This window comes from Haloterrigena salina JCM 13891 (genome assembly GCF_000337495.1).
GTDB classification, from domain to species: Archaea; Halobacteriota; Halobacteria; order Halobacteriales; family Natrialbaceae; genus Haloterrigena; species Haloterrigena salina.
The window spans coordinates 47,347-69,274 of record NZ_AOIS01000022.1 but is presented as its reverse complement, the minus strand read 5'-3'; the positions used below and the strand labels follow the sequence as shown (position 1 = coordinate 69,274).

The 21,928-nt window shown below is 68.8% G+C and carries 25 protein-coding genes; 15 read left to right on the top strand and 10 right to left on the bottom strand.

The window, feature by feature from the left end:
- The 9 genes from C477_RS05890 to C477_RS05850 all read left to right on the top strand — a co-directional run.
- Positions 1-349 (top strand): metallophosphoesterase family protein (locus C477_RS05890; protein WP_008893536.1); only part of this gene is annotated, 349 nt, incomplete at its 5' end.
- A gap of 111 nt (positions 350-460) precedes the next feature.
- On the top strand, positions 461-1,006 hold the full coding sequence (locus C477_RS05885) for a ribbon-helix-helix protein, CopG family (RefSeq protein ID WP_008893535.1): 546 nt from the start codon (positions 461-463) through the stop codon (positions 1,004-1,006).
- Positions 1,007-1,214: 208 nt separating this feature from the next.
- Positions 1,215-2,420: an Nramp family divalent metal transporter gene (locus tag C477_RS05880; RefSeq protein WP_008893534.1), complete on the top strand. Its 1,206-nt coding sequence runs from the start codon at positions 1,215-1,217 to the stop codon at positions 2,418-2,420.
- Positions 2,421-2,424: 4 nt separating this feature from the next.
- Complete coding sequence (locus C477_RS05875; RefSeq protein ID WP_008893533.1) at positions 2,425-4,530, top strand: hydantoinase/oxoprolinase family protein; 2,106 nt, start codon at positions 2,425-2,427, stop codon at positions 4,528-4,530.
- Positions 4,527-6,254, top strand: a complete 1,728-nt coding sequence (locus C477_RS05870) for a hydantoinase B/oxoprolinase family protein (protein WP_008893532.1) — start codon at positions 4,527-4,529, stop codon at positions 6,252-6,254. The genes C477_RS05875 and C477_RS05870 overlap by 4 nt, the downstream gene beginning before the upstream one ends.
- A 7-nt stretch (positions 6,255-6,261) precedes the next feature.
- A complete protein-coding gene (locus tag C477_RS05865) occupies positions 6,262-7,050 on the top strand; it encodes a maleate cis-trans isomerase family protein (protein WP_049914318.1) in 789 nt (262 codons plus the stop codon).
- 68 nt (positions 7,051-7,118) lie between these two features.
- Positions 7,119-7,889 (top strand): coenzyme F420-0:L-glutamate ligase, encoded by a 771-nt coding sequence (locus tag C477_RS05860; RefSeq protein WP_008893530.1) that lies wholly within the window; start codon positions 7,119-7,121, stop codon positions 7,887-7,889.
- A 136-nt stretch (positions 7,890-8,025) separates the two neighbouring features.
- Entirely contained in the window at positions 8,026-8,844 is an 819-nt protein-coding gene (locus C477_RS05855) for a methyltransferase domain-containing protein (protein ID WP_008893529.1), read from the top strand.
- 176 nt (positions 8,845-9,020) lie between these two features.
- On the top strand, positions 9,021-10,028 hold the full coding sequence (locus C477_RS05850) for a 5,10-methylenetetrahydromethanopterin reductase (protein WP_008893528.1): 1,008 nt from the start codon (positions 9,021-9,023) through the stop codon (positions 10,026-10,028).
- Positions 10,029-10,055: 27 nt separating this feature from the next.
- Here the strand turns inward: C477_RS05850 and C477_RS05845 are convergent, their stop codons facing one another.
- Complete coding sequence (locus tag C477_RS05845; RefSeq protein ID WP_008893527.1) at positions 10,056-10,250, bottom strand: hypothetical protein; 195 nt, start codon at positions 10,248-10,250, stop codon at positions 10,056-10,058.
- Between the two features lie 132 nt (positions 10,251-10,382).
- On the opposite strand from C477_RS05845, the gene C477_RS05840 reads away from it, so the two are divergent.
- The 6 genes from C477_RS05840 to yciH all read left to right on the top strand — a co-directional run bounded on the left by C477_RS05840 (position 10,383) and on the right by yciH (position 16,286).
- Positions 10,383-10,823, top strand: coding sequence for a DUF7573 domain-containing protein (locus tag C477_RS05840; RefSeq protein WP_008893526.1), 441 nt, complete (start codon positions 10,383-10,385; stop codon positions 10,821-10,823).
- A 203-nt stretch (positions 10,824-11,026) separates the two neighbouring features.
- Complete coding sequence (locus C477_RS05835; RefSeq protein WP_008893525.1) at positions 11,027-11,221, top strand: cold-shock protein; 195 nt, start codon at positions 11,027-11,029, stop codon at positions 11,219-11,221.
- A gap of 294 nt (positions 11,222-11,515) precedes the next feature.
- The gene (locus C477_RS05830) at positions 11,516-12,478 is read left to right on the top strand and encodes an AAA family ATPase (RefSeq protein ID WP_008893524.1); all 963 of its coding nucleotides are present in this window, start codon (positions 11,516-11,518) and stop codon (positions 12,476-12,478) included.
- Positions 12,479-12,480: 2 nt separating this feature from the next.
- Positions 12,481-13,593, top strand: a complete 1,113-nt coding sequence (locus tag C477_RS05825) for a DUF58 domain-containing protein (protein ID WP_049914315.1) — start codon at positions 12,481-12,483, stop codon at positions 13,591-13,593.
- The gene (locus C477_RS05820) at positions 13,590-15,908 is read left to right on the top strand and encodes a transglutaminase TgpA family protein (protein WP_008893522.1); all 2,319 of its coding nucleotides are present in this window, start codon (positions 13,590-13,592) and stop codon (positions 15,906-15,908) included. The genes C477_RS05825 and C477_RS05820 overlap by 4 nt, the downstream gene beginning before the upstream one ends.
- Positions 15,909-15,992: 84 nt before the next feature.
- On the top strand, positions 15,993-16,286 hold the full coding sequence (yciH, locus tag C477_RS05815) for a stress response translation initiation inhibitor YciH (RefSeq protein ID WP_006180453.1): 294 nt from the start codon (positions 15,993-15,995) through the stop codon (positions 16,284-16,286).
- A gap of 198 nt (positions 16,287-16,484) precedes the next feature.
- On the opposite strand, the gene C477_RS05810 is transcribed toward yciH, so the two are convergent.
- From C477_RS05810 to C477_RS05775, 9 genes are all read right to left on the bottom strand, one after another.
- The gene (locus C477_RS05810; RefSeq protein WP_008893521.1) at positions 16,485-16,850 is read right to left on the bottom strand and encodes a rhodanese-like domain-containing protein; all 366 of its coding nucleotides are present in this window, start codon (positions 16,848-16,850) and stop codon (positions 16,485-16,487) included.
- A 143-nt stretch (positions 16,851-16,993) separates the two neighbouring features.
- Positions 16,994-17,581: an NUDIX hydrolase gene (locus C477_RS05805; protein WP_008893520.1), complete on the bottom strand. Its 588-nt coding sequence runs from the start codon at positions 17,579-17,581 to the stop codon at positions 16,994-16,996.
- 81 nt (positions 17,582-17,662) lie between these two features.
- The gene (locus C477_RS05800) at positions 17,663-18,082 is read right to left on the bottom strand and encodes a DUF5809 family protein (protein WP_008893519.1); all 420 of its coding nucleotides are present in this window, start codon (positions 18,080-18,082) and stop codon (positions 17,663-17,665) included.
- 21 nt (positions 18,083-18,103) lie between these two features.
- A complete protein-coding gene (locus C477_RS05795; protein ID WP_008893518.1) occupies positions 18,104-18,610 on the bottom strand; it encodes a DUF5810 domain-containing protein in 507 nt (168 codons plus the stop codon).
- 123 nt (positions 18,611-18,733) lie between these two features.
- Entirely contained in the window at positions 18,734-19,216 is a 483-nt protein-coding gene (gene rimI / locus C477_RS05790; RefSeq protein ID WP_008893517.1) for a ribosomal protein S18-alanine N-acetyltransferase, read from the bottom strand.
- Between the two features lie 46 nt (positions 19,217-19,262).
- On the bottom strand, positions 19,263-19,586 hold the full coding sequence (locus C477_RS05785) for a hypothetical protein (protein WP_008893516.1): 324 nt from the start codon (positions 19,584-19,586) through the stop codon (positions 19,263-19,265).
- Positions 19,586-21,046 (bottom strand): sodium-dependent transporter, encoded by a 1,461-nt coding sequence (locus tag C477_RS05780; RefSeq protein ID WP_008893515.1) that lies wholly within the window; start codon positions 21,044-21,046, stop codon positions 19,586-19,588. The genes C477_RS05785 and C477_RS05780 overlap by 1 nt, the downstream gene beginning before the upstream one ends.
- A 224-nt stretch (positions 21,047-21,270) precedes the next feature.
- The gene (locus C477_RS23785) at positions 21,271-21,411 is read right to left on the bottom strand and encodes a hypothetical protein (RefSeq protein WP_160168006.1); all 141 of its coding nucleotides are present in this window, start codon (positions 21,409-21,411) and stop codon (positions 21,271-21,273) included.
- A gap of 5 nt (positions 21,412-21,416) precedes the next feature.
- The gene (locus C477_RS05775; RefSeq protein ID WP_049914313.1) at positions 21,417-21,911 is read right to left on the bottom strand and encodes a ferritin-like domain-containing protein; all 495 of its coding nucleotides are present in this window, start codon (positions 21,909-21,911) and stop codon (positions 21,417-21,419) included.
- Between the last annotated feature and the right edge of the window lie 17 nt (positions 21,912-21,928).

The following is a 21,928-nucleotide window of genomic DNA, read 5'->3' as shown; positions in this document are numbered from 1 at the left end:
GAACGATTGGGTCCGGAGCGCCTGTGGATTCGGGACCGGACGCGAGGTGACCGAAGGCTTCCGCGACGTCCTCGAGGTCGGCGGCGTAACGTTCGTCGTCACCCACGGTACCGGATCGCCGCGCGGCTGGCACGAGCGCGTCGTCGAAGTTGCTCGAAGCGAAATAGACGGAGACCAGGACCCCGTCGCCGTCGCCGGTCATACCCACGAAGTGGTCGATACGACGGTCGACGGCGTGCGGGTACTCAATCCCGGGAGCGCGACCGGCGCCAGTCCCGCCGGCCGCGCGACGATGCTCGTCGCGACCGTCGAGGACGGCTCGCTCGCGGTCGAAGAACGGACCGGCTGAGCGCCGCGACGGAGCGACGACGTGCTGGAGCGGTTGAACGACGGTCCGAGTGACTGTCTTCGCGCCGGCAAATCCCGTGAACTATACCCGTTTCGCGTTCTACCTCGAGGCATGACCGAACGTGTCACGGTATCTCTCGACGAGGACTCGCACGCGGCCCTCGAGACGCTGCTGTCCGAGACCAATCACGGACAGAGCGAGCTCGTTCGCCGGGCGCTGACGTTCTACGCGGCGAACTTCGAGGCCGCGAGCGGCCGGCCGAGCGACAACTTAGAGCAGTACTACCGGATGCTGACCTCCGGCGAACACGTGTTGTTAGACGTCGACTTCCTCCACGCCTTCCTCGAGCACTGCTACGACGGCGGCGATCCCGATCCGGAGTTCGTGGCGGCGGCCGACCGCGTCTCCGACTACCACGCCCGCGAGTACGCCCAGCGGTTCGAGAGCGTCGGCGAGGTGCTCGAGTGGCTCTCCTTCTGTGGCTTCCTCGAAGTGCGCCGCGAGGAGGGCGACGTCTACCACATCGTCTTCCCGTCGGAAGCGATCCGCTGGTTCATGACCCGGTTCCTCGAGCGCAGCACCGTCGACATGCCAACCGAGATCGAGATCGACCGAGGTGTCTCGAAGGTGATCGTCACCGAACGCGGGGGCGACTGACCGCCCGTCGGCCACAGCGGACGAGTCGCAGTTGCGTTCGCGATCGCCTTCTCGTTCGGGCACCGAGCGCCGGATTCGAGCACCGATCGAACGACTTCATACGAGTTCATACGATGGTCGAACTGACTCGAGCGGATCGCGCCCCGTATGTGCGATTCTTAACAACCATTTTGGTCCTCTCGGCGAGGGTCATATGTGTACACGTATCATGGGTGTTGTAGACCGACTCAAGGCGATCGGGCCGGGGGCGCTGGTGGCAGCGGCGTTCGTCGGACCGGGAACCGTCACGACCGCGAGCGTCATCGGCGCGGAGTACGCCTACCTGCTCGTGTGGACGATCGCGTTCTCGATCCTGGCGACGATGGTGCTCCAGGAGATGAGCGCGCGGCTCGGCCTGATCACGAAGGAGGGACTGGGGGAAGCGTTTCGAAACGAGTTCTCGAACCCGCTCGCGAGGGGTGTGACGATCGCGCTCGTCGTGAGCGCCATCGGGATCGGGACGGCGGCGTTCCAGACCGGCAACATCGTCGGCGGCGCCGCCGGCTTGGCGACGATCACGGGCATCAGCGAGAACATTTGGGGCCCAGTCATGGGACTGGTCGCCGCCGGCCTACTGTGGACGGGCAGCTACAAGCTGATCGAGCGGGTCTTCATCGGCCTCGTCACCGTCATGGGGCTGGCATTCGTGCTCAACATGATTATCGTCCGTCCAGACCCGACGGCGCTCGCGGGCGGCCTCGTGCCAACGGTCCCCGACGGCTCGGCGTACCTGATCGCCGGCCTCGTTGGGACCACCGTCGTCGGCTACAACCTGTTCCTGCACGCGAGCACCGTCCAGGAGCGGTGGGACGGCGCCGACGACCTCGCGGAGTGTCGCACCGACACGATCGCGATGGTCGCCGTCGGCGGCGTCATCACGACGGCGATCGTCGTCACCGCGGCCGCGGTGTTCCCCGAGGGGACCCAGATCGGTGACGTCGGCGAGATGGCCGACCAACTCGAGCCGGTCTTCGGCGGCTACGCGCTGACGTTCTTCGCGATCGGCCTCTTCGCGGCCGGCTTCACGAGTTCGATGAGCGCGCCGCTGGCCGGCGCCTACGCCACCGCCGGCGCGCTCGGCTGGGAGCGCGACCTCAAATCGACCCGCTTTCGCGCGATCTGGCTGACGATCATCGGCGTCGGGATCCTCTTCTCGGCGCTGGACTACAACCCGGTCGAGGTGATCGTCTTCGCGCAGGTCGCCAACGGGCTCCTGTTGCCCGTCCTCGCGGTCTTTCTCATCTACGCGATGAACAACGACGACCTGCTCGGCGAGTACACGAACAGCACGCTCCAGAACGTGCTGGGCGGCCTCGTCACGGTCGTCGTGATCGGTATCGGCCTCCGAACGCTCTACGACGTCTTGCTCCTTTGAACGAATGACGCATTCAAACCCTTCTGATCCGACGCGGAACGCATCGATCACCGACCACGCCCCCCGTACCGACGGCGGCGCGTCGCCCTCGAGCGACGAAACCGACACCCGAATCGGCGTCGACGTCGGCGGGACGTTCACCGACGTGGCCCTCTCGGTCGACGACGACCTCGTCACCGCGAAGGTGCCCTCGACCGATCCCCAGCACGTCGGCGTCCTCGAGGGCCTGCGCAAGGCCTGCGACGAGGCGGGGATCGACCCCGCCGAGCTCGACGAGTTCGCCCACGCGATGACCGTCTCGGTCAACGCCCTGCTCGAGCGCGGCGGCGCGGAGACCGCCCTCGTGACCACCGAGGGCTTCCGCGACGTCCTCGAGATCGGCCGGCAGGACCGACCCGATCTGTACGATCTCGAGGCCGAGAAGCCCGAACCGCTGGTGCCCCGAGAGCGGCGCTTCGAGGTGAGCGAACGGACGACGGCCGACGGCGTCGAGGAGCCCGTCGACCCCGACGAGGTCCGAGACCTCGCGGCGACGCTGCGCGACCGGGACGTCGAAGCCGTCGCGATCTCGCTGCTGCACGCCTACGCCGACCCCGAGAACGAGGCGCGCGTCGCCGAGACGCTGCGCGAGGAACTCGAGGTCCCCGTCTCCGCGTCCCACGAGGTGCTCGCGGAGTTCCGCGAGTTCGAGCGCACGTCGACGACGGCCGTCGACGCCTACGTGCGGCCCGCGATCGACCGCTACGTGGGCCGACTCGTCGAAGAGGCCGAGGACGCCGGCGTGCCGGCGCCGCGGATCATGCAGGCCAACGGCGGCATCGCCGACCCCGAGACGGTTCGGGACCACGCCGTGACGACGACGCTGTCGGGCCCGGCCGCTGGCGTCGTCGGCGCCGCGGCGACCGTCGACGACGAGGACGTCGAGGGGCTCGTCACCTTCGACATGGGCGGCACCTCGAGCGACGTGAGCCTCGTTCGGGACGGCCGCGCGGAGCGGACGACCGACGCCGAGATCGACGGCCTCCCGATCCGGACGCCGATGGTCGACGTCAATACCGTCGGCGCGGGCGGCGGCTCGATCGCCTGGGTCGACGCCGGCGGCGCGCTCCGCGTCGGGCCCCGCTCCTCGGGTGCCGACCCGGGCCCCGCCTGTTACGGCAAGGGCGGCACCGAACCCACCGTCACCGACGCCAACGTCGTACTGGGCTACATCGGCCCCGAGACCGCGCTGGGCGGCGAGATGACCCTCGACGTCGAGGCGGCCCGCGAGGCCCTCGAGCGACTGGCCGACGAGGCCGGCCTCGAGAGCGCGCTCGAGGCGGCCCGCGGCGTCTACCGCGTGGCGAACGCGACGATGACGCGGACGATCCGTTCGGTGACCGTCGAGCGCGGTCACGACCCCCGCGAGTTCGCGCTGGTCGCGTTCGGCGGCGCGGGCCCGATGCACGCCGCGGCGCTGGCCGACTCGCTCGAGGTCGACCGCGTCGTCGTCCCGCGACCGGGCGGGGTCCTCTCGGCGTTCGGCCTGCTGGCGGCCGACGAGAGCTACGACGCCGTGCGGACGGTCGGCACGGATCTCGCGACCGCCGATCCTGCGGACCTCGAGACCGTCTACGACGACCTCGTGGCGGACGTCCTCGCCGACGCCTCCGACCCCGACGCGGCGGAGGTCGAGCGCGCGGCCGACTGCCGCTACGCGGGACAGAGCTTCGAACTGACCGTCCCCGCCGACGAAGAGTTCGATGCGGAAGCCGTCGCCGAACGGTTCCACGAGGCCCACGAGCGCGCGTACGGCTACGCGCTGGACGAGGCCGTCGAGGTCGTCAACCTCCGCGCGACGGCGACCGTGCCGGGCTCGGAGCCGACCGTCCGCCACGAGGGGCCGGGCGACGCGCTCGTCGGCACGCGGGAGGCCCACTTCCCCGGCGCCGGCGCCGAGCCGCGGCAGGCGACGGTGTACGACCGGGACCGCCTCGCGGCCGGATCGACGGTCTCCGGGCCGGCGATCCTCGAGCAGGCCGAGAGCACGACCGTCGTCCCGCCGACCTGGACGGGCGAGATCCTCACGGACGGCACCCTCGTCATGACGCGAGGGGGTGATTTCCGATGACGCCAGATCCGAACGAAACCGCGGGCGCGACGACCGAAACGGACGAATCGAACGCAACGGGCGCCGACGCCATCGATCCGGTGACTCTCGAGGTGCTGCGCAACCAGCTCGAGAGCGTCGCCGAGGAGATGGGCCAGACGCTGATCCGCGGCGCCTACTCGCCGAATATCAAGGAGCGCCGTGACTGCTCGACCGCCCTGTTCGACGCCGAGGGCCGGATGATCGCGCAGGCCGAGCACATTCCCGTCCATCTAGGCGCGATGCCCGCGGCCGTCGACGCTGTCCTCGAGTACGATCCCCAGCCCGGCGACGTGTTCATCCTGAACGACCCCTTCCGAGGGGGGACGCACCTCCCGGACGTGACGATGGTGTCGCCGATCGCGCCCGGCGCTGACGTCGGAGCCAACGGAGATGACGCGGACGGCGACGAGAGCGATATCGTCGGCTACGCGGTCTCGCGGGCCCACCACGCCGACGTCGGCGGGATGACCCCCGGCAGCATGCCCGCCGGGGCCCAGGAGATCTACCAGGAGGGGCTTCGCCTGCCGCCGACGCGGATCGTCGAGGGCGGCGAGCCCCGCGAGGAGGTCCGCTCGCTCGTCCTCGCGAACATCCGCAACCCCGGCGAGCGCCGCGCCGACCTCCGGGCCCAGCAGGCGGCCAACCAACGCGCCGAACAGCGCCTCGCAGCGCTCTTCGACGAACACGGCCGCGAGACGGTCCTCGAGGGCTTCGACGCCGTCATCGACTACTCGCGCGAGCGCATCGAAGACGAGATTCGGAAGCTTCCCGACGGCACCTACGAGGCGACCGACGTTCTCGAGGGCGACGGCGTCACCGACGAGGACGTCGAGATCACGGTCGCGGTCACGATCGACGGCGCGACGATCGACGTCGACTTCTCGGGTACCGACGGCCAACTCGACGGGAACCTGAACGCGCCGCTGGCCGTCGCGAAGAGCGCGGTCTACTTCGTCGTGCGCTGTATCACCGATCCCGAGATCCCGCCGAACCACGGCTGTTACGAGCCAGTCGACGTTCGCGCGCCCGCGGGAACGCTACTGAATCCCGAGTCGCCCGCCGCCGTCGTCGGCGGCAACGTCGAGACCAGCCAGCGCGTGACCGACGTGGTCTTCACCGCGTTCGCCGAGGCGGCGCCGGACCGCGTGCCGGCCCAGGGTCAGGGGACGATGAACAACCTGACCATCGGTGCTCGCGACGGCTCCTTTACCTACTACGAGACGATCGGCGGCGGCTTCGGCGCGCGAGCGGACCGCGATGGGATGGACGGCGTCCAGGTCGGCATGACCAACACGCTGAACACGCCCGTCGAGTCCCTCGAGACCGAGTATCCGCTCCGGGTCGAGCGCTACGCGCTCCGGCCCGACAGCGGCGGTCGCGGTCGCCAGCGCGGCGGTCTGGGCCTCGAGCGCACCGTCACCGTCGAGCAGCCGGCGACGGTGTCGCTGCTGACCGAGCGCCGCCGTCACGCGCCCGAGGGCGTCGCCGGCGGCGAGCGCGGCGCGACCGGCGAGAACCTGATCGACGGCGAGGAAGTCGCCGCGAAGACGACCGTCGACGTGGCGGCGGGAACGACCGTGACCGTCCGCACGCCCGGTGGCGGCGGCCACGGCGACCCCGACGAGCGCGACGCGGACGCGCTCGAGGCCGATCGCGCGGCCGAAAAGACGACCGACGCGGACGGCGAGGGCGACGGGGAGTGACCGAGCGATGTCCGACTCCGACGCTTCCAGAGCTGACGCGGGCGCTATAGCTGACGCGTCTGGTACGGACGCTACTGCCGACGTGGGCGGTCGACTGGGACTGATCGTCCCCTCCTCGAACACGACGGCCGAACCGGAGTTCCGCCGGGCGCTCCCCGACGACGTCACCGTCCACGGCGCACGCATGGCACTCGAGTCGGTGACCGTCGGCGAACTCGACGCGATGAGCGACGACGCGGCGCGGGCGGCCGAACTGCTCGGCCACGCCGACGTTGACGCCGTCGCCTACGCCTGTACGACCGGCAGCCTGCTCCACGGACCGGGGTTCGACGCCGAACTCGAGGACCGTCTCTCGGAAGCGGCCGGCGTCCCCGCGGTCGCGACCGCGCGGTCGGTCGTCCGCGCCCTCGAGGCTCTCGACGCCGAACGGATCGCGGTCGTCACGCCCTACACCGCCGACCTCGACGCGAAGGAACGGGAGTTCCTCGAGGCCGCGGGGTTCGAGGTCGCCTCGATCGACGGCCGCGGTCTCGAGGCGAACACGGCGATCGGCGCGCTGACCCCCGACGACGCGGTCCGGCAAGTGATCGAGCGCGTCGACGGCGACGAACTCGACGCCGTCTTCGTCTCCTGTACGAACTACCGCTCGCTCGCGGCCGTCGGCGAACTCGAGTCGAAACTGGGGGTGCCGGTACTCACGAGCAACGGCGCGACCCTGTGGGACGTCTGCGGCGCCGCGGGGCTCGAGGTCGATCTCGACGGACTGGGAACGCTACTCGAGTGCGAGCGGCCGTAATCGTCGGCACCAACGGTTCCGTTCCCCGATGACGATGTGTTTTTGACACCGCTGTTCCACCCACCAGTATGGAACTCGAACCAGTGACGGGCCTGCCGGAGGTCCGTCCCGGCGACGATATCGCCGAACTCGTCGCGGAGCGGGTCGACTTAGAGCCCGGCGACGTGCTCACCGTCGCGAGCACGATCGTCTCGAAGGCCGAGGGACGACTGGCGGATCTCGAGGACTACCCCGTCAGCGGCCGCGCACAGGAGATCGCCGACCGAATCGAGGAGATCGCCGGCGAGGAGAAGGACCCGCGGTTCGCGCAGGCCGTCTTGGACGAGAGCGCGGAGCTGTTGATCGACGTCCCGTTCCTGCTGGCCGAGACGCGCTTCGGTCACATCTGCCCGAACGCGGGGATCGATCGGTCGAACGTACCGGACCACGACATCCTCCTGCTTCCCAGAAAGCCGAGCGAGAGCGCCGAGCGCATCCGCGCGGGACTCGAGGAGCGAGGCTACGAGGACGTCCCCGTGATCGTCACGGACACCTGCGGGCGGCCATTCCGTCACGGCCAGACCGGCGTCGCGATCGGCTGGGCCGGCATGCCCGCAAGCCGGGACTGGCGCGGCGAGGAGGACCGCGACGGCCACGAACTCGGCGTCACCGTCCAGTCGGTGGTCGACGAACTCGCCGCCGCCGCGAACCTCGTGACCGGCGAGGGCGCCGGCGGCGTCCCCGCGGTGGTCGTCCGCGACTGGGAGTTCGGCGACCACGGCGGCAGCGACGAACTGTTCAGAGCGGTCGAGAACGACCTCGTCCGCGAGGCGCTCCGCGACTGGGAGTTCGACGGCTGAGGGGCGAGATCCGAGCGAAGCGAAGATCTCGGTACAGCGAGCGGGGAACGGACGTGACCCGCGAACTCTGAGCGGAGTGAAGGTCTCGAGACGCCGGCGGGGGAACTCAAGGTCGACGCGGCCGTAGGTCACGGCGATGGCCGCGATCGAACCGGGATACGTCTGCCGACGCTGCGGATGGGGGTTGTCGCGGCGGGACGGCGAACTGGACTGTCCGAACTGCGGCGTGGCGGTTCCGATTGTCGACGAAATCCCGCGCTTTCCGGTCCCCGACGCCGTGGACGAGTCGGCACACGAGACGTTCTTCGACCGGCTGGCACCCGTCTACGAGACGCCGGTCTGGTTCCGGCCGCTGTACCGCTTCGTCGGCGGTGCGACCGCACCGCGGGACGACCGCTCGACGATCGCGTCGATGCTCGACCTCGAGGCCGAATCCGGGACCGAACCCGCGGCTGAAGGAGACACGGAAGCACCGAGCGTGCTCGACGTCGCCTGCGGCACGGGCCGGATCACCCGCCGCGTCGCCCGCGACGCCACGTCAGTGCTGGGAGTCGACATCTCCGGCGGAATGCTCGAGCGAGCGCAGCGGTACGCCGCCCGCGAGGGGCTCGAGAACGTCGCGTTCGCGCGGATGAGCGCCGACGAACTGTGGATTGACGACGGTGCGTTCGACCGGGTCGCCTGCTGCTGGGCGCTACATCTCTTCCCCGACGTCGACGCGGCGCTGGCCGAACTGCACCGCGTTCTCCGGTCCGGCGGCCGGCTCGTCGGGACGACGATCGTCGACGAGTACGTGCTCGGCGCGTCGCCCGTGCGGGCGGTCGCGCGGCTGACGGTCGGCGCCGAACCGTTCGACGTCGAGTCGTTCCGGGACCGCCTCCGCGAGGCGGGGTTCTCGAGCCTCGAGTTCGACCGCCGCGGGGCGGCGCTGTTCTTCCGGGCGCGCGCCGGGTAGCCGGCGGCGTTCGATTCTATCGTACTTCGGTCTACGACGGCGGCCACCGTCTCCGGTGACGGTGGGCTTTTCACCGCGCTGGCCGACCCTGCGGACATGAACCGACAGGCAGGATCGGCGCCGCTCGCTCAGACGGCGAGCGACCGGCAGCGCGGACGGACGCGGAGGATCGACGGATGAGCGAGGACGCGACCTGGGCGATCGAACTCACTCCCGAGCATCCGCCCGACCGCATCGCCGACCTGGCGGCCCGCGCGGAGGCCGTCGGGTTCGACGCCGCCTTCGCGAGCAGCCACTACTTCAACCGCGACCCGTTCGTCGTGCTCTCGCGAATGGCCGACGCGACCGACGACCTGCGCCTCGGGCCGGGGGTCGTCAACCCCTACGAGACCCACCCCGTCAAGCTCGCGGCCCAGACGGCGACGATCGACGAGGTCAGCGACGGTCGGGCCGTCTTCGGCGTCGGCGCCGGCGACCGCTCCTCGCTGTCCAATCTCGGCGTCGAGCGCGATCGGCCGCTTCGCCGGGTCCTCGAGACGTTCGACCTCGCGCGGGATCTCTGGAACGGCGAAACCGTCACCCACGAGGGAACGTTCACGGCGCGCGACGCGTCGCTGAACCTCGATCCCGCGGGCGAGATTCCGGTCTACGTCGGCGCGCAGGGTCCCCACATGCTCCGGATGAGCGCGAAACACGCCGACGGCGTGCTGATCAACGCGGCCCACCCGCGAGACCTCGAGTGGGCCGCGGGCGAACTCGAAGAAGGGCTCCGAGAGCGACCCGACGACGCCGGCGACTTCGAGTCGCTGGCCTTTGCGAGCGTCAGTGTCGCGGGCGACGAGGAGGCGGCTCGAGAGGCCGCCCGGCCGCCCGTCGCGTTCATCGTCGGCGGCGCGGCCGATCCCGTCCTCGAGCGCCACGACATCGACCGCGAGGCGGCCAACGAGGTGAGCGAGGCGCTCGAGCGGGGTGACCTGAACGAGGCCTTCGGTCGCGTGACGCCCGAGATGATCGACGCCTTCTGTATCGCCGGGACGACCGAGACGGTCGCCGAGCGATTCGAAGCGGCCTTAGAGCACGTCGACGGCATCGTCGTCGGCTCGCCGCTGGGCCCCGACCTCGAGGACGCGATCGAGCGGGCGAGCGAGGCGCTGGCGGCGGCGACGGACGGCGAAAACGACTGACGTCGGCGTAGAGCGCCGGCGCCGGGATCAGTTCGCGGAGAAGAGGCTCCCGACAGCGCCGAGAGTGAGGGCGCCGAAGACGGCCATCGAGAAGACGACAAGAAGACCGCCGATGACCATGAGCAACGGTGCGAGCGCCTCGCCCGTCGCGACGTCGGAGAAGAGGTCGATCATCTCGGTGAGGTTGTCCACGATAACGTTCATCGGAGTGACGGTAGCCATGTGCGGGCGTTGTCACCGATGCTACTTGGCCGTGCCGGTACGCCGTCGCACGGTGGCGGTCCGCACGACCGGTTCCGGTCCCATCGGGCGGCGAACGGAGCCACTAAGCCGGCGCCGGCCGTACGGCCACCCGTGACCGACGACGCGACACTCACGGATTTTTTCGAGTCCGAAGGCGCCGAGGACGACGCTCGAGAGGGAGACGCGGATACGAACGCAGACGCGGCGGCGGACCCGGACCCGAGCGACGCCGACGAATCACAGTCGGAACTCGAAGACGGCGGCCCGGAGCAGCGACGGCCAGCGGGCGGCGATCGGGAGGAGCGGGCCGCTGACAGCGATCGGGAACAGCGGGAACGGACCGAGTCCACTGACGGCGTAGTCGACGTCGAGACCGCCGTAACCGACGACAAAGCGATCGGCGACGACTCAATCGACGAGGAGCCGATCGGCGATACCGGCCGCTCGACGTACGGCTGGGGCGAGTACACCTGTCGTCGCTGTGGGAGCGACACCGATCGCGTCTGGCGCGAGGACGGAGACCTCGTCTGCCCGGACTGCAAAAACTGGTAACCCCCGCGAATCGCTCTCTGAACCCGGTACAGGTCCNAGAGATGTGTATAAGAGACAGGACGGAGACCTCGTCTGCCCGGACTGCAAAAACTGGTAACCCCCGCGAATCGCTCTCTGAACCCGGTACAGGTCCGATATCTCGGCGGTGCCTGCGAGTGTGCTCCCGAAGCTTTATATTTCCGTCGTGGTTCTATAGAGGTGCAATGGCGCAAGGTACGGTCGCATTCTTCAACGACACTGGCGGCTACGGATTCATCGAAACTGACGACGCGGACGAGGACGTGTTCTTCCACATGGAGGACGTCGGCGGCCCCGACCTCGAGGAGGGTCAGGAGGTCGAGTTCGAGATCGAGGAGGCCGAAAAGGGCCCCCGAGCGACGAACCTCGAACGCCTGTAAGCCGGTTCGGTGTAGTGGTATCGTTCTCTGATCGTTAGCCGGGTAGCGACGGCAGTACTGTCCGCTGTCCGGCCCGATCGTCGGTTCTTTGTGCCGGTATCGACGCGGCGACGGCGACGCAACCGGTTAGCGACTGCCCCGCCACTGGGACGACGGGAACGAACGGCACCGAACCGCGAGAGCTCGTTCGGAGCGGAACGGGTGCGATGTCGACGCAAAGCATATGTTTCAGAGCCACTACTGACGTACTGATGAGCGGTTTAACTGGGTCCTCGCCGTATCCGTGCTCGAGCCATGACTGACGCGAACCCGCCGTCCCGGACCGGGACCGATCGCCTCGGAGTCTCGACGGTCGCCGACCTCTGTGCCGAACTCGAGGCGAACGTCGCCGAGGTGATCGTCGGCCACGAGGACGTGGTCGAACACGTCGTGACGGCGATGCTCGGCCGCGGCCACGTCCTGCTCGACGACGTTCCCGGCGTCGGCAAGACGATGCTGGCCCGCTCGATCGCCACCTCGATCGACTGCGAGTTCCGCCGGATCCAGTTCACGCCCGATCTCCTCCCGACGGACGTCACCGGCGTGAACGTCTTCAATCAGCAGAGCCGCGAGTTCGAGTTCCAGCCCGGCCCCGTCTTCGGCAACGTCGTCTTGGGTGACGAGATCAATCGCGCGCCCCCGAAGACCCAGTCGGCGCTGCTCGAGGCCATGGAGGAAGAGCAGGTGACCGTCGACGGCGACACCCGCGAGCTGCCAGATCCGTTCACGGTCATCGCGACCCAGAACGCGATCGAACCGAACCGGACCTACGACCTGCCCTTCGCGGAGCTCGATCGCTTCATGAAGAAGCTCCACCTGGGCTACCCCGATCCCGACGAGGAGGCCGAACTGCTCGGTCGGACCGTCGGGCACCACCCCATCGAGTCGCTCGAGCCGGTGACCGACCGCGCGACGATCGTCGCGGCCCGCGAGACCGTCGCGGAAACGCGCGTCGAGCGGCCGGTCCGGGAGTACGCGACGCGGCTGGCGGGCTACACCCGCGAACACGCCCGCGTCGGCGTCAGCCCCCGCGGGACGATCGCCCTCCTGCGGGCGGCCCAGGCGCGCGCGGTGACCGACGGCCGCGACTACGTCATCCCCGACGACGTCCAGACGGAGGCGTCCGTCGTCCTCCCCCACCGGATCAAGGCGGGCGATCGCGAGCGCGACGGCGCGACGGTCGTCGAGAACGCCCTCGAGCGCGTCTCGGTCGAGTGACGATGCGGTTGACGATCCGCGGCTGGACGGCGCTGTTCGTCGCGGTCGTCTCGCTGGCGATGGGCTGGGCGTTCGGCCCGCGGGCGCTCAACGCCGTCGTGGTCCCGCTCGCGGTCGTGTTGCTCGCCGGACTGGTCGCGGTCGGCCGAGCCGACCGCCCCGAGATCAGACGCGCGCCCGTTCCCGAAGGATTCGCCGGCGACCGACGGACGGTCGAACTCGAGATCGAGTCGTCGTCGGCGGTTTCGGCGACCGTCTGCGACGACGTCGGCGAGGGCGTCACGGTCCTCGAGAGCGACGACGAGACGACCGCGATCGAGGACGGCGCACCCGTCGTCGAGACGACCCTCGTGGGCGAGGGCCGCGTCGGGTACGAGATCCGACTCGAGGAGCGGGGCGAACACCGACTGGGGCCGGCGACGATCACCGTCAGCGACCTCTTCGGACTCGTTCGGCGCCGGTTCGCCGACGAGGGGACGACGACCGTCCTCGTCTACCCGCGCGTCTACGAGGTTCGGTCCGGTCCCGGCAGCGACATCCGAGCGGTCACCGAGGCGCTCGCGGGGCAGGATCGCGAGGCGTTCGACCACCTCCGGGAGTACCAGCGCGGCGACTCGCTGCGGGACGTCCACTGGAAATCGGCCGCCAAACGGCCCGACGCCGACCTCGTCGTCACGGAGTACGCGGACACCGAGGAGACCGGGTCGGCGACGATCGCCGCCGAGTGCGCGCCCGACCGGGACGACGACCTGGCGACGGCCGTCGCGAGCGTCGCGATACACCTCCTCGAGGCCGACATCGACGTGGGTCTCGCGCTCCCGAACGCCGATTACGAGCCGGGATCGGGCCGCGAGCACTCCCGGCGGCTGCTAGCGGCGGCGGCCCGTCTCGAGGCCGGCGAACTCGAGGCGGGTCGGCGAGCGGAGGCGGACGTGGTGATCCGGAGCGACGCCGACGGGACGCGGATCGTGATCGACGATCGATCGATCCCGTTCGAGCGGCTCGTCGAGGAACGCGACCGAGCCACGACCGCCTACGACGGGCTCGGCGCACCCGATCGGCGGGGTCGAGACGGACACGGCGGCGGTCCCGACGAACCGGAGGTGACGTCATGAGTACGAAATCCGATTCTCAGACGAGCGACCGGACGATCGAGATCGCGACGGACGGATCGGTCGGTCCCGGAACCTTCCGGCTGCTCGCGTGCTGTTGCGTGCTGGTGTTGACGGCATCGTACGTGAGCGTCCTGCGAGACGTGACGCGGGTCGTCGGCGGGACCGAGACGCTGTTGACCCTCGTCGGGGCGATGCTGGTCGCGGCGACGGTCCTCGCGTGGGCGATCCGCCCGCGGACCGCGACGGTCGCCGCGGTTGTCGCGGGCGCGCTCGGCTTCGCCTACTACCTCGAGTACACCGGCCTCGGCGTCGAGGTGCTGCTCTCGGCCGGCGACGTCTTACTCTCGGACGCCGCCGCGCTCGCGACCGGCCTCCCCCTGCTCCGGATGGTCGAAGCGGGCGTCTGGACCCTCGCGTTCGTCCCCGCGCCCGTCTTCCTCTCGTGGTATCTCGCCGTCCGGGGACGGTACGCGCTCGGCGTCGTTCCCGGCGGTATCGCGCTGCTCTTTCTCGTCCTGACCGGCGACGCCGGGACGATACCCACGCTGGTGGGAACGCTGGCTGGGATCGGCGCCGTCGGCTGCGGCGAACTCGAGCGCCGCGGCGGCTCGGTCGCTCAGGCGGACCTGCTCGCGGCCCTGTTCGCGCTGATCGTCGTGCTCTCGCTGACCGTCACGGTCATCCCCGGCGGCTCGGGGACGCCGGGCCACTTCGCCGGGACCGAGGCCGGGACGCTCGAGGGAACCATCGATCACGCCTCGGATCGCTCGCGCATCGGCGGCTCGGTCGACCTCTCGCCGGAGGTCCGATTTACGGTCGAAGCCGATCAGGCCTCCTACTGGCGGACGGGCGTCTACGATCGCTTCGCCGGCGACGAGTGGGTTCGAACCGGCGACCGCAGCGACTACTCGGGGCCCATCGGGGGGCCGCCGGGCGAGACCGAACGGGTGCGCCAGCTCGTCACGGCCGAAACCACGCTCGGCGTCATGCCCGCCGCCCCGCAGCCGGTCTCCGTCGACGGTGAGTTTACCCAGCACACCCGGGTCTCGAGCCACGGGCAGATCCATCCGAACAACCCCCTCGTGGAGGGCGACACGTACGCCGTCGAGAGCGCGGTGATCGACCCCGGCGCCGCTGCCCTCCAGGGGGCGGGAACGGACTACCCCGACCCGATCGCCGAGCGGTACCTCCAGACGCCCGAGGACACTTCCAACGAGTTCGAGGCCCGAACGGCCGAGATCACTGCCGACGCCGACACGCCCTACGAGAAGGCCGTCGCGATCGAGGACTACCTCCGGTCGACGAAGGGCTATTCCCTCGAAGTCGACCGACCGACCGGCAACGTCGCCGAGGCGTTCTTGCTCGAGATGGACGAGGGCTACTGCGTCTACTTCGCGACGACGATGGCCCAGATGCTGCGGGCCGAGGACGTGCCGACGCGCTACGTCACCGGCTACACGAGCGGCCAGCAGGTCGACGACGACGAGTACGTCGTCCGCGGGACCGACGCCCACGCCTGGGTCGAGGTCTACTTCCCCGGCCACGGCTGGGTCGCTTTCGAACCGACGCCGTCCGGTCCCCGCGATTCGGCCCACAACGAGCAGGTCGAGCGGGCCCGCGAGGACGGCGCCGAGGACGTCGACACCGACTCGAGCGAGGACGTGCCGCTCTCCGAGGAGGAACCGGAGGACGAACCCAGCGAGACCCCGTCGGAGATCGTCGGCAACAACGAGAGCGAGGACTGGAACGACTCCGACCCCGACACCGGGTACGGACCGGACAACGAGACCGACGGAAACGACTCGTCTCCGGAGCCCGAACCGGTCGAACCGGCGGCGAACGACAGTTCGGTCACCGACGAGGAGGACGACGACGGCTGGCTCGCGGCGCTCGTCGAGCGGCTTTCGATCTCCCGCGAGGCGGCCACCGTCGCCCTCGTGGCCCTCACTGGACTGGTCGCGAGCGTTCACCGCACCGGCGCGGTCGGGCGGCTCCGCCGGACCGTCGGCCTCTACTGGCAACGGCGCAGCGACGATCCCGACCGCGACGCCGAACGCGCCTACCGGCGCCTCGAGCGCCTGCTGGCCGTCTCCCATCGCCCCCGCGAGCGCTCGGAGTCCGCGCGCGGCTACCTCGAGGCGCTGGCCGAGGAATCCGACGAAGGGGTCGATCCGCGGGCGGAGACCGTCCTCGAGCGGTACGAACGGGCGGTGTACGGCGGTGGCGTCGATCGCGAGGGAGCCGACGAGTCGATGGCGATCGTCGACGAACTCGCGCGGGAGCGCCTCCCTGGCCGCGGTCAACGGGGGAATTGAGCGCCCGCTCACTCAAAAAGAACCGCGAGACGGCATACGGGTCCCGATAGTGTTTAATATGGCCGATTCGTACCAGTGAACGTAATGTCGGAAGTCTGCTCGACGTGCGGGCTGCCCGAGGAACTCTGCGTCTGCGAGGACGTGGCCAAGGGACAACAGCAACTCAACATCCGCATTGACGAGCGCAGATACGGTAAAGAGGTAACGATCGTCGAAGGATTCGATCCGAAGGACGTCGATCTGGACAGTCTCTCGTCGGATCTCAAATCAAAATTCGCCTGCGGCGGGACCGTCGAAGACGACCAGATCGAGCTGCAAGGCAATCACACCGGCCGCATCGAAGAGTTCCTTCGGGACCGCGGCTTCAACGTCGCATAATGCCCGCGATGCTCTGAGACGACTTCCGAACCCCGCGGCTGCCTTCCGTATCGCTTCTTCACCGACTTCGGTTTTCACCTCCACGAGCGACCGGTCTCGCGTTGATTTCGCCGCCGGTCCATCCTCGCGGAGAGCCGTCTTTGTCACGATACCGTCGATACGGAAAAGCGAAGCCGCGGGAGAACCGCGGTCGCGAGATCAGAAGGGAGATTCGGCGTTCGCCGACTCGTCCGCCTCGTCCTCGTTGCCGACGAGGCCGAACTTCAGCCCGTACTTCTCGAGGCCGCCCGCCATGCTCTCGACGGTCGCGTCGGCGGTCCCCTCGTAGGAGCCGATGAGCTGGGCCGCCTGCACGCTGGCCTTGCCGTGGGGGCAGACCGTCACGATGCGGTCCTCGCCCTCGAGTTCTTCGACACGGCTCGTGAGTTCGTGAAACGGGATGTTCTCGCTGTCGGGAATCCGGCTGTGGTTGAAGCTCTGCTCGTCGCGGATATCGATGACGCGGACGTCCGCGCCGTCCTCGAGGAGTTCCTTGACCTCGTCGGGGGAGATTTCGCCGTCCATCACGCCGGGATTGGGACGCGGACAGAATAAGCCCACGGGTCGAGTCCCGCTCGCGAGCGGCGGGTCGTCTTGACTCGCCGTTCCAGCACGACGCGTCGAGGCCGCCCGCGTTCGACAACGAGATCGATCGCTCCCGACGAGCGTCAGAGCAGCCCGTCCTCCTTCGCCAGCAACAGCGCCGACAGCGTCGAGTCGTTGGCCGGCAGTTCGCGGGCGCGCTCTATGGCCTCGTCGACGGGCACCGTCATCACCTCGAGGAACTCGTTACTGTCGAGTTCGCGCTCGCCGGGCTCGAGCCCCTCGGCGAAGACGATTCCCCGATCGTGGCGGAGGACGCCGGTCGCGACCGCGTACTCCTGGAGCAAGGCGGTGCTCGAGGGTTTGAATCCGGTCTCCTCCTCGAGTTCGCGGGCGGCCGCGTGCGTGTAGGATTCGCCGTCCTCGACGATACCCGCGGGGAGTTCGAGGTGCGTCTCGCGGATCGTCGGCCGGTACTGCTCGACGAACAGGAGGTGCTCGCCCTCGGTCTTGTCGGTCGTCTCGCCGTCGAGAGCCGCCACGGCGGTGCCGTCGATCTTGGCGACGACGATTACCGCGTCCGGCAGGTCCGCCCAGTAGTAGCGCTTTTCGGTGCCGTCGGGCTGCTCGAGCAGATCGTACCCGCCGTCGTACCAGGACGTCTCGTACTCGGTGACCTCCTCGCGGAGCGTCCACTCGTCGGGTGCAGTCATCGACCGGTGTGTCGGCCTCGAGCGGGTAATAGGTGCCGTTCGGCGATCGGGAGAGAAGAGCGGTTCCGCGGCGACCGACGCTCAGTTCGCCTCGACCAGGTCCCGATAGAGCCGCCCGAACGCCTGCCGTCGGAGGGTCGCGACCGCCGCTTCCTCCTCGTTCTGGAAGGTCGCGGCGACGGCGTCGCCCTCGGGACCGGCGTGCCAGACGACGGAGTCGACGTTCTCGCTCCCGACGACCGTAACCTCGCCGTCGTACTCCTCGTGCCAATCTTCGAACTCCTCGCGCGTGCCGACGCGGACCTCGAGCAGGCTCGCGAACAGCGCGTCGCGGGCGGTCTCGACGACGTCGCCGGTGACGCGGTCGTCGTACTCCTCGCGGTCGAACTCCATGGCCTTGGCGACCTCGCGAACGACGGTCTGGGCCGCGGGACCGACCTCCTCGTAGCGGTCCCGGGCCTCCTCGGCCGACGCCGGCGCAAACGTCCCGTCAGTGTGCATACCTCGACGTGCTCGCGGTAGTCAGTTACCAGTTTCGCGTTCCGACGGCCCGTCGTCGTCAGCGGCTGTGTCGCCGTCGGTCGTTTCGGCGGCTCCCGTCTCGTCGTCCGACGCTTCTCCCCCTTCGCCCGCCTCCGTCGGTTCCTGCATTTGCCGGGTCAGCTCCCGCGCCTCCTCGAGGGCGCTCTCGGCTTCGGCGCTCATGCCGCCCCGGCCCGACCGGCCGCCGAGCTGGTCTCCTCGACCCGGTTGGCGGCTCTGGCGGGCCAGTCCCTCCTCGAGGCCCCCCGGTCGGCCGTGGTCGTGTCCGTGGCTCGGCGATTCGAACTCCGGCGTGTCGATGTCGGGCGCGTACTGGCCGACGATCTCGCCCAGTTCCTCGGGGCTGCAGTCGCTCCAGTCGGGCGCGTGCTCCTCGAGCCAGGCGCGGTGGTCCTCGCGGCCCAGCGAGGCGGTGATCGCGAGGTGGTTCGCGAGGTGCTCCGCGTCGGCCTGTTCGACGTCGCAGACGGGGCAGGCGTATCCCATGCTCGCGGGTAGGAACGCCGGCGGTAAAACGGCCACGTCCGCGGTCGCGAGCGCGACCGTGGGTCGAAACGGTCTTCGACAGCCATCGAGCCGTACGCCCGTTCTCGCGGGACTCTCGCTCGACTACTCGAGTTTCCGGAGCATGATGATCGCGTCCTCGCCGTTCCCGTAGTAGCCCGGCACGCGCCGGAGCGGTTCGAAGCCGAACTGGCGGTAGAGTCGCTTCGCACCGTCGTTGGTCCGGCGAACCTCGAGTTTGACCGAATCGGCACCGCGGGCGGTGAGCACGGCCATTCCCCGGGTGAGCAAGGCGGTTCCGATCCCCGAGTCGCGGTGGTCCGGATGGACGGCGATGTCCTTGATGTGGCCGAGTTCCCGTCCGAACTGCGTGCTCACGTCGGCGACGATGTAGCCGGCGATCGCGCCCCCCTCGACAGCGACGAGAAACCCGTCGTCGCCGAGAAACCGCTCGAAGGCGTCGTAGGGCCACGGCTGGGAAAACGACTCGTTCTCGATACGGACGATCGCGAGCAGATCCGCCCGCTCCGCTGGACGGATCGAGAGCCCGCCGTCACCGTCGGCCGCTCCGAACGCCGGTGTTGTCACAGCTATCGGTAGCACACCCAGCGGTAAAAGAAGTAGCGGCGCGCGGTCAGCGACGCTCGAGGCGCGCGATCTCCTCGTCAGACCAGTCGTAGAAGTGCCGGTCGGTCCGTCGCAGGGTCTCGACGCACTCGTTGTACCGGTCGCGCGCGTCGTCGACCAGCGGATCGTCGGGGTTCTCTTCGATCCACTCGCCAAGTTCCGCGAGCGCCCGCGGCGAGTAGGTGTCCATGCGGTCCTGATGGCGGAGGATCTCGACCTTGCGGCCCTCCTGACGCAGGGTCCGGACGAGCGCCCACCCGGCGACGCCCCAGAACGCCAGCAGGGTGAACGCGAGCATACCGATGACCTCGGTAGACAGTCCGAACGCCATCAGTCGTCACCTCCGGTGACCCCGGCCGTGTCGGGTCGACCGCCCCGGCCCTCGAGGACCGACATAATCGCGTAGCCGATGATCGGGAACAACGCGATCACGAGCATGCCGCCGATCATCTCGGGAGTGCCGAAGTTCTCCCACGCGAAGTACGCCATGATGAAGATCATGACGGTGGGGATGACGTACTTGATCAGCGGATCCCACCAGCGGCCGACGTAGACGCCCGCGTTTCGGTTGACCGCGAGCAGGCGGAGTCGTCTCGGACCGACGACCCAGCCGATGACGCCGATGATAGCCAGCGTCGCCAGCGGGAGCCCCCAGTTCCCGAAGACGAAGTCGAGGTAGTCGAGGACATCGACGGAGTAGGCGCTGGGAAGGCCGAGCAGCCAGATCGCTCCGCAGACGACCAGCGTCGTCTGAGTCCGATCGAGGCGTGTCTCCTCGCTGACCGTCGTCACGCCGACCTCGGTGATGAGCAGCCCCGACGTGAACGTCGCGAGGAAGAAGCCGACGAAGAAGAGGATCGCGACGAGCCCACCGAACGGGATCTCGGGGAAGACCTGCACGAGCGAGACGAACGCCAGTCCGGCACCGGCGTCCGGTTCCACACCGACGGCGAAGACGATCGGGAAGATGGCCAGCGCCGCGAGGATGCCGACGCTCGACTCACCGATCGCCGTGAAGACGCCGCCGCCGAGCGGGACGTCGTCGTACTCCCGGAGGTAGCTGCCGATCGTCAGCGCGATCCCCCAGCCCAGTCCGGTCGAGAACAGCGCCTGTCCCAGCGCCGCGATCCACGTGTCGCTGTAGGTCAGGTACTCCCACTGGACGTCGAACGCGAAGGCGATCCCCTCGCTGGCGCCCGGCAGCGTGAGTCCCCGGATCGTCATGATCACGAGCGCGGTCACCAGCGCCGGGACGGCGTAGACGACGATCCGCTCGACGCCGCGACGGATCCCCAGCGCGAGGATTGCCGCGATCGAGCCCATCACGACCGTGTGGAGGCCGATCATCAGCGCCGAGTTCTCGAAGAGCCCGGTCATGAACGCCTCGGCCTCGAAGCCCGCCGCCGTGAACGTGAACAGCAGCGAGTGGATCGCGTAGTACAGCGTCCACGCGATCACCGGCGAGTAGTACGACATCAGGGCGACGTTGACCATCAGGACCACGACCCCGAGTCCGACCATTCCACCTCGACCGACGACGTCCCGGAAGGCACCGATGACGCCCTTCTTGGTGTACCGGCCGAGCGCGACCTCGGCCATCAGTCCCGGTGCCGCGAGGAGGAACAGCAGCGAGAGGAAGGCGAGCACGAACGCCCCGCCGCCGTTGTTCCCCATCACGTACGGGAACCGCCAGATGTTCCCGGCGCCGACCATCGCGCCGATCATCGCCATCAGGAAGCCGAAGCGAGTTCCCCACTCCGCTCGAGCCGTCTTGGATGGAACTTCCGCCATCGTTCGATCACCCGCGATACCACCACGCGCAGCCACCTATTTGTTTGCTGTGTGTCAACAAATATCATTCTGTTGCGCGATACTAAGCGCTCAATTATCGACCGTTTCCGTCCACGGCACGCGAACGCGCCCCGCCAGCTTGCCGAACAGGTCCGTGACTGAAGCGAACGGAACCAGCGGCTCACCGACGCGCGAGACGACAAGAGAAGCGACGGACGGGACAGCTACTTGTCGACGCCCTCGTTGTCCGTCTCGGCGCGCTCGTCTTCGTCCTCGTCCTCGTCGATATTGGTCGTCGGCTCCTGGTCTTCGGTCCCGCCGTACTGGGTCTGTTCCTCGTCGGTGTCGTCGTTCTCGTCAGCCACCGGAATCACTCCGCCGGAATGGCGTCCATCTCGAACTCTTCGGTGAGTTCCGTCAGTTCGTCCAGCGCGTCCTGTTCCTCCCGAAGGTTCTCCTCGAGCAGGTCGGCGGCCTCGTCCATGCCGAGCTGGTCGGCCAGCGGAATTAGATTGCCGTAGGCGGCGATTTCGTAGTGCTCGGTCTTCTCGGCGGCCGCCATGTTGTGGTAGTCCATGACCTCCTGAGAGGGGTCCATCGATTCGAACTCCTCGTACTCCTCGATCAGGCCCTCGATCCCTTCGCACTCCTCCTTCTCCGGGGGCTCGCCGAACATGTCGAAGACCTCCTCGAGCCGATCGATCTGGTCCTGCGTCTCCTCGCGGTGCTCCGAAAACGCCTGCGCGATCTCCTCGCGCTCGGTGTTGCTCTCCAGATCCTCGAGCGCGTCGAGCAGCTGGTGCTCGGCGTGGTAGATGTCTTCGAGGCCGTGCTCGAACAGGTCCTGAATCGTGTCCATGCTCATGATCCGGCCGGCGATTC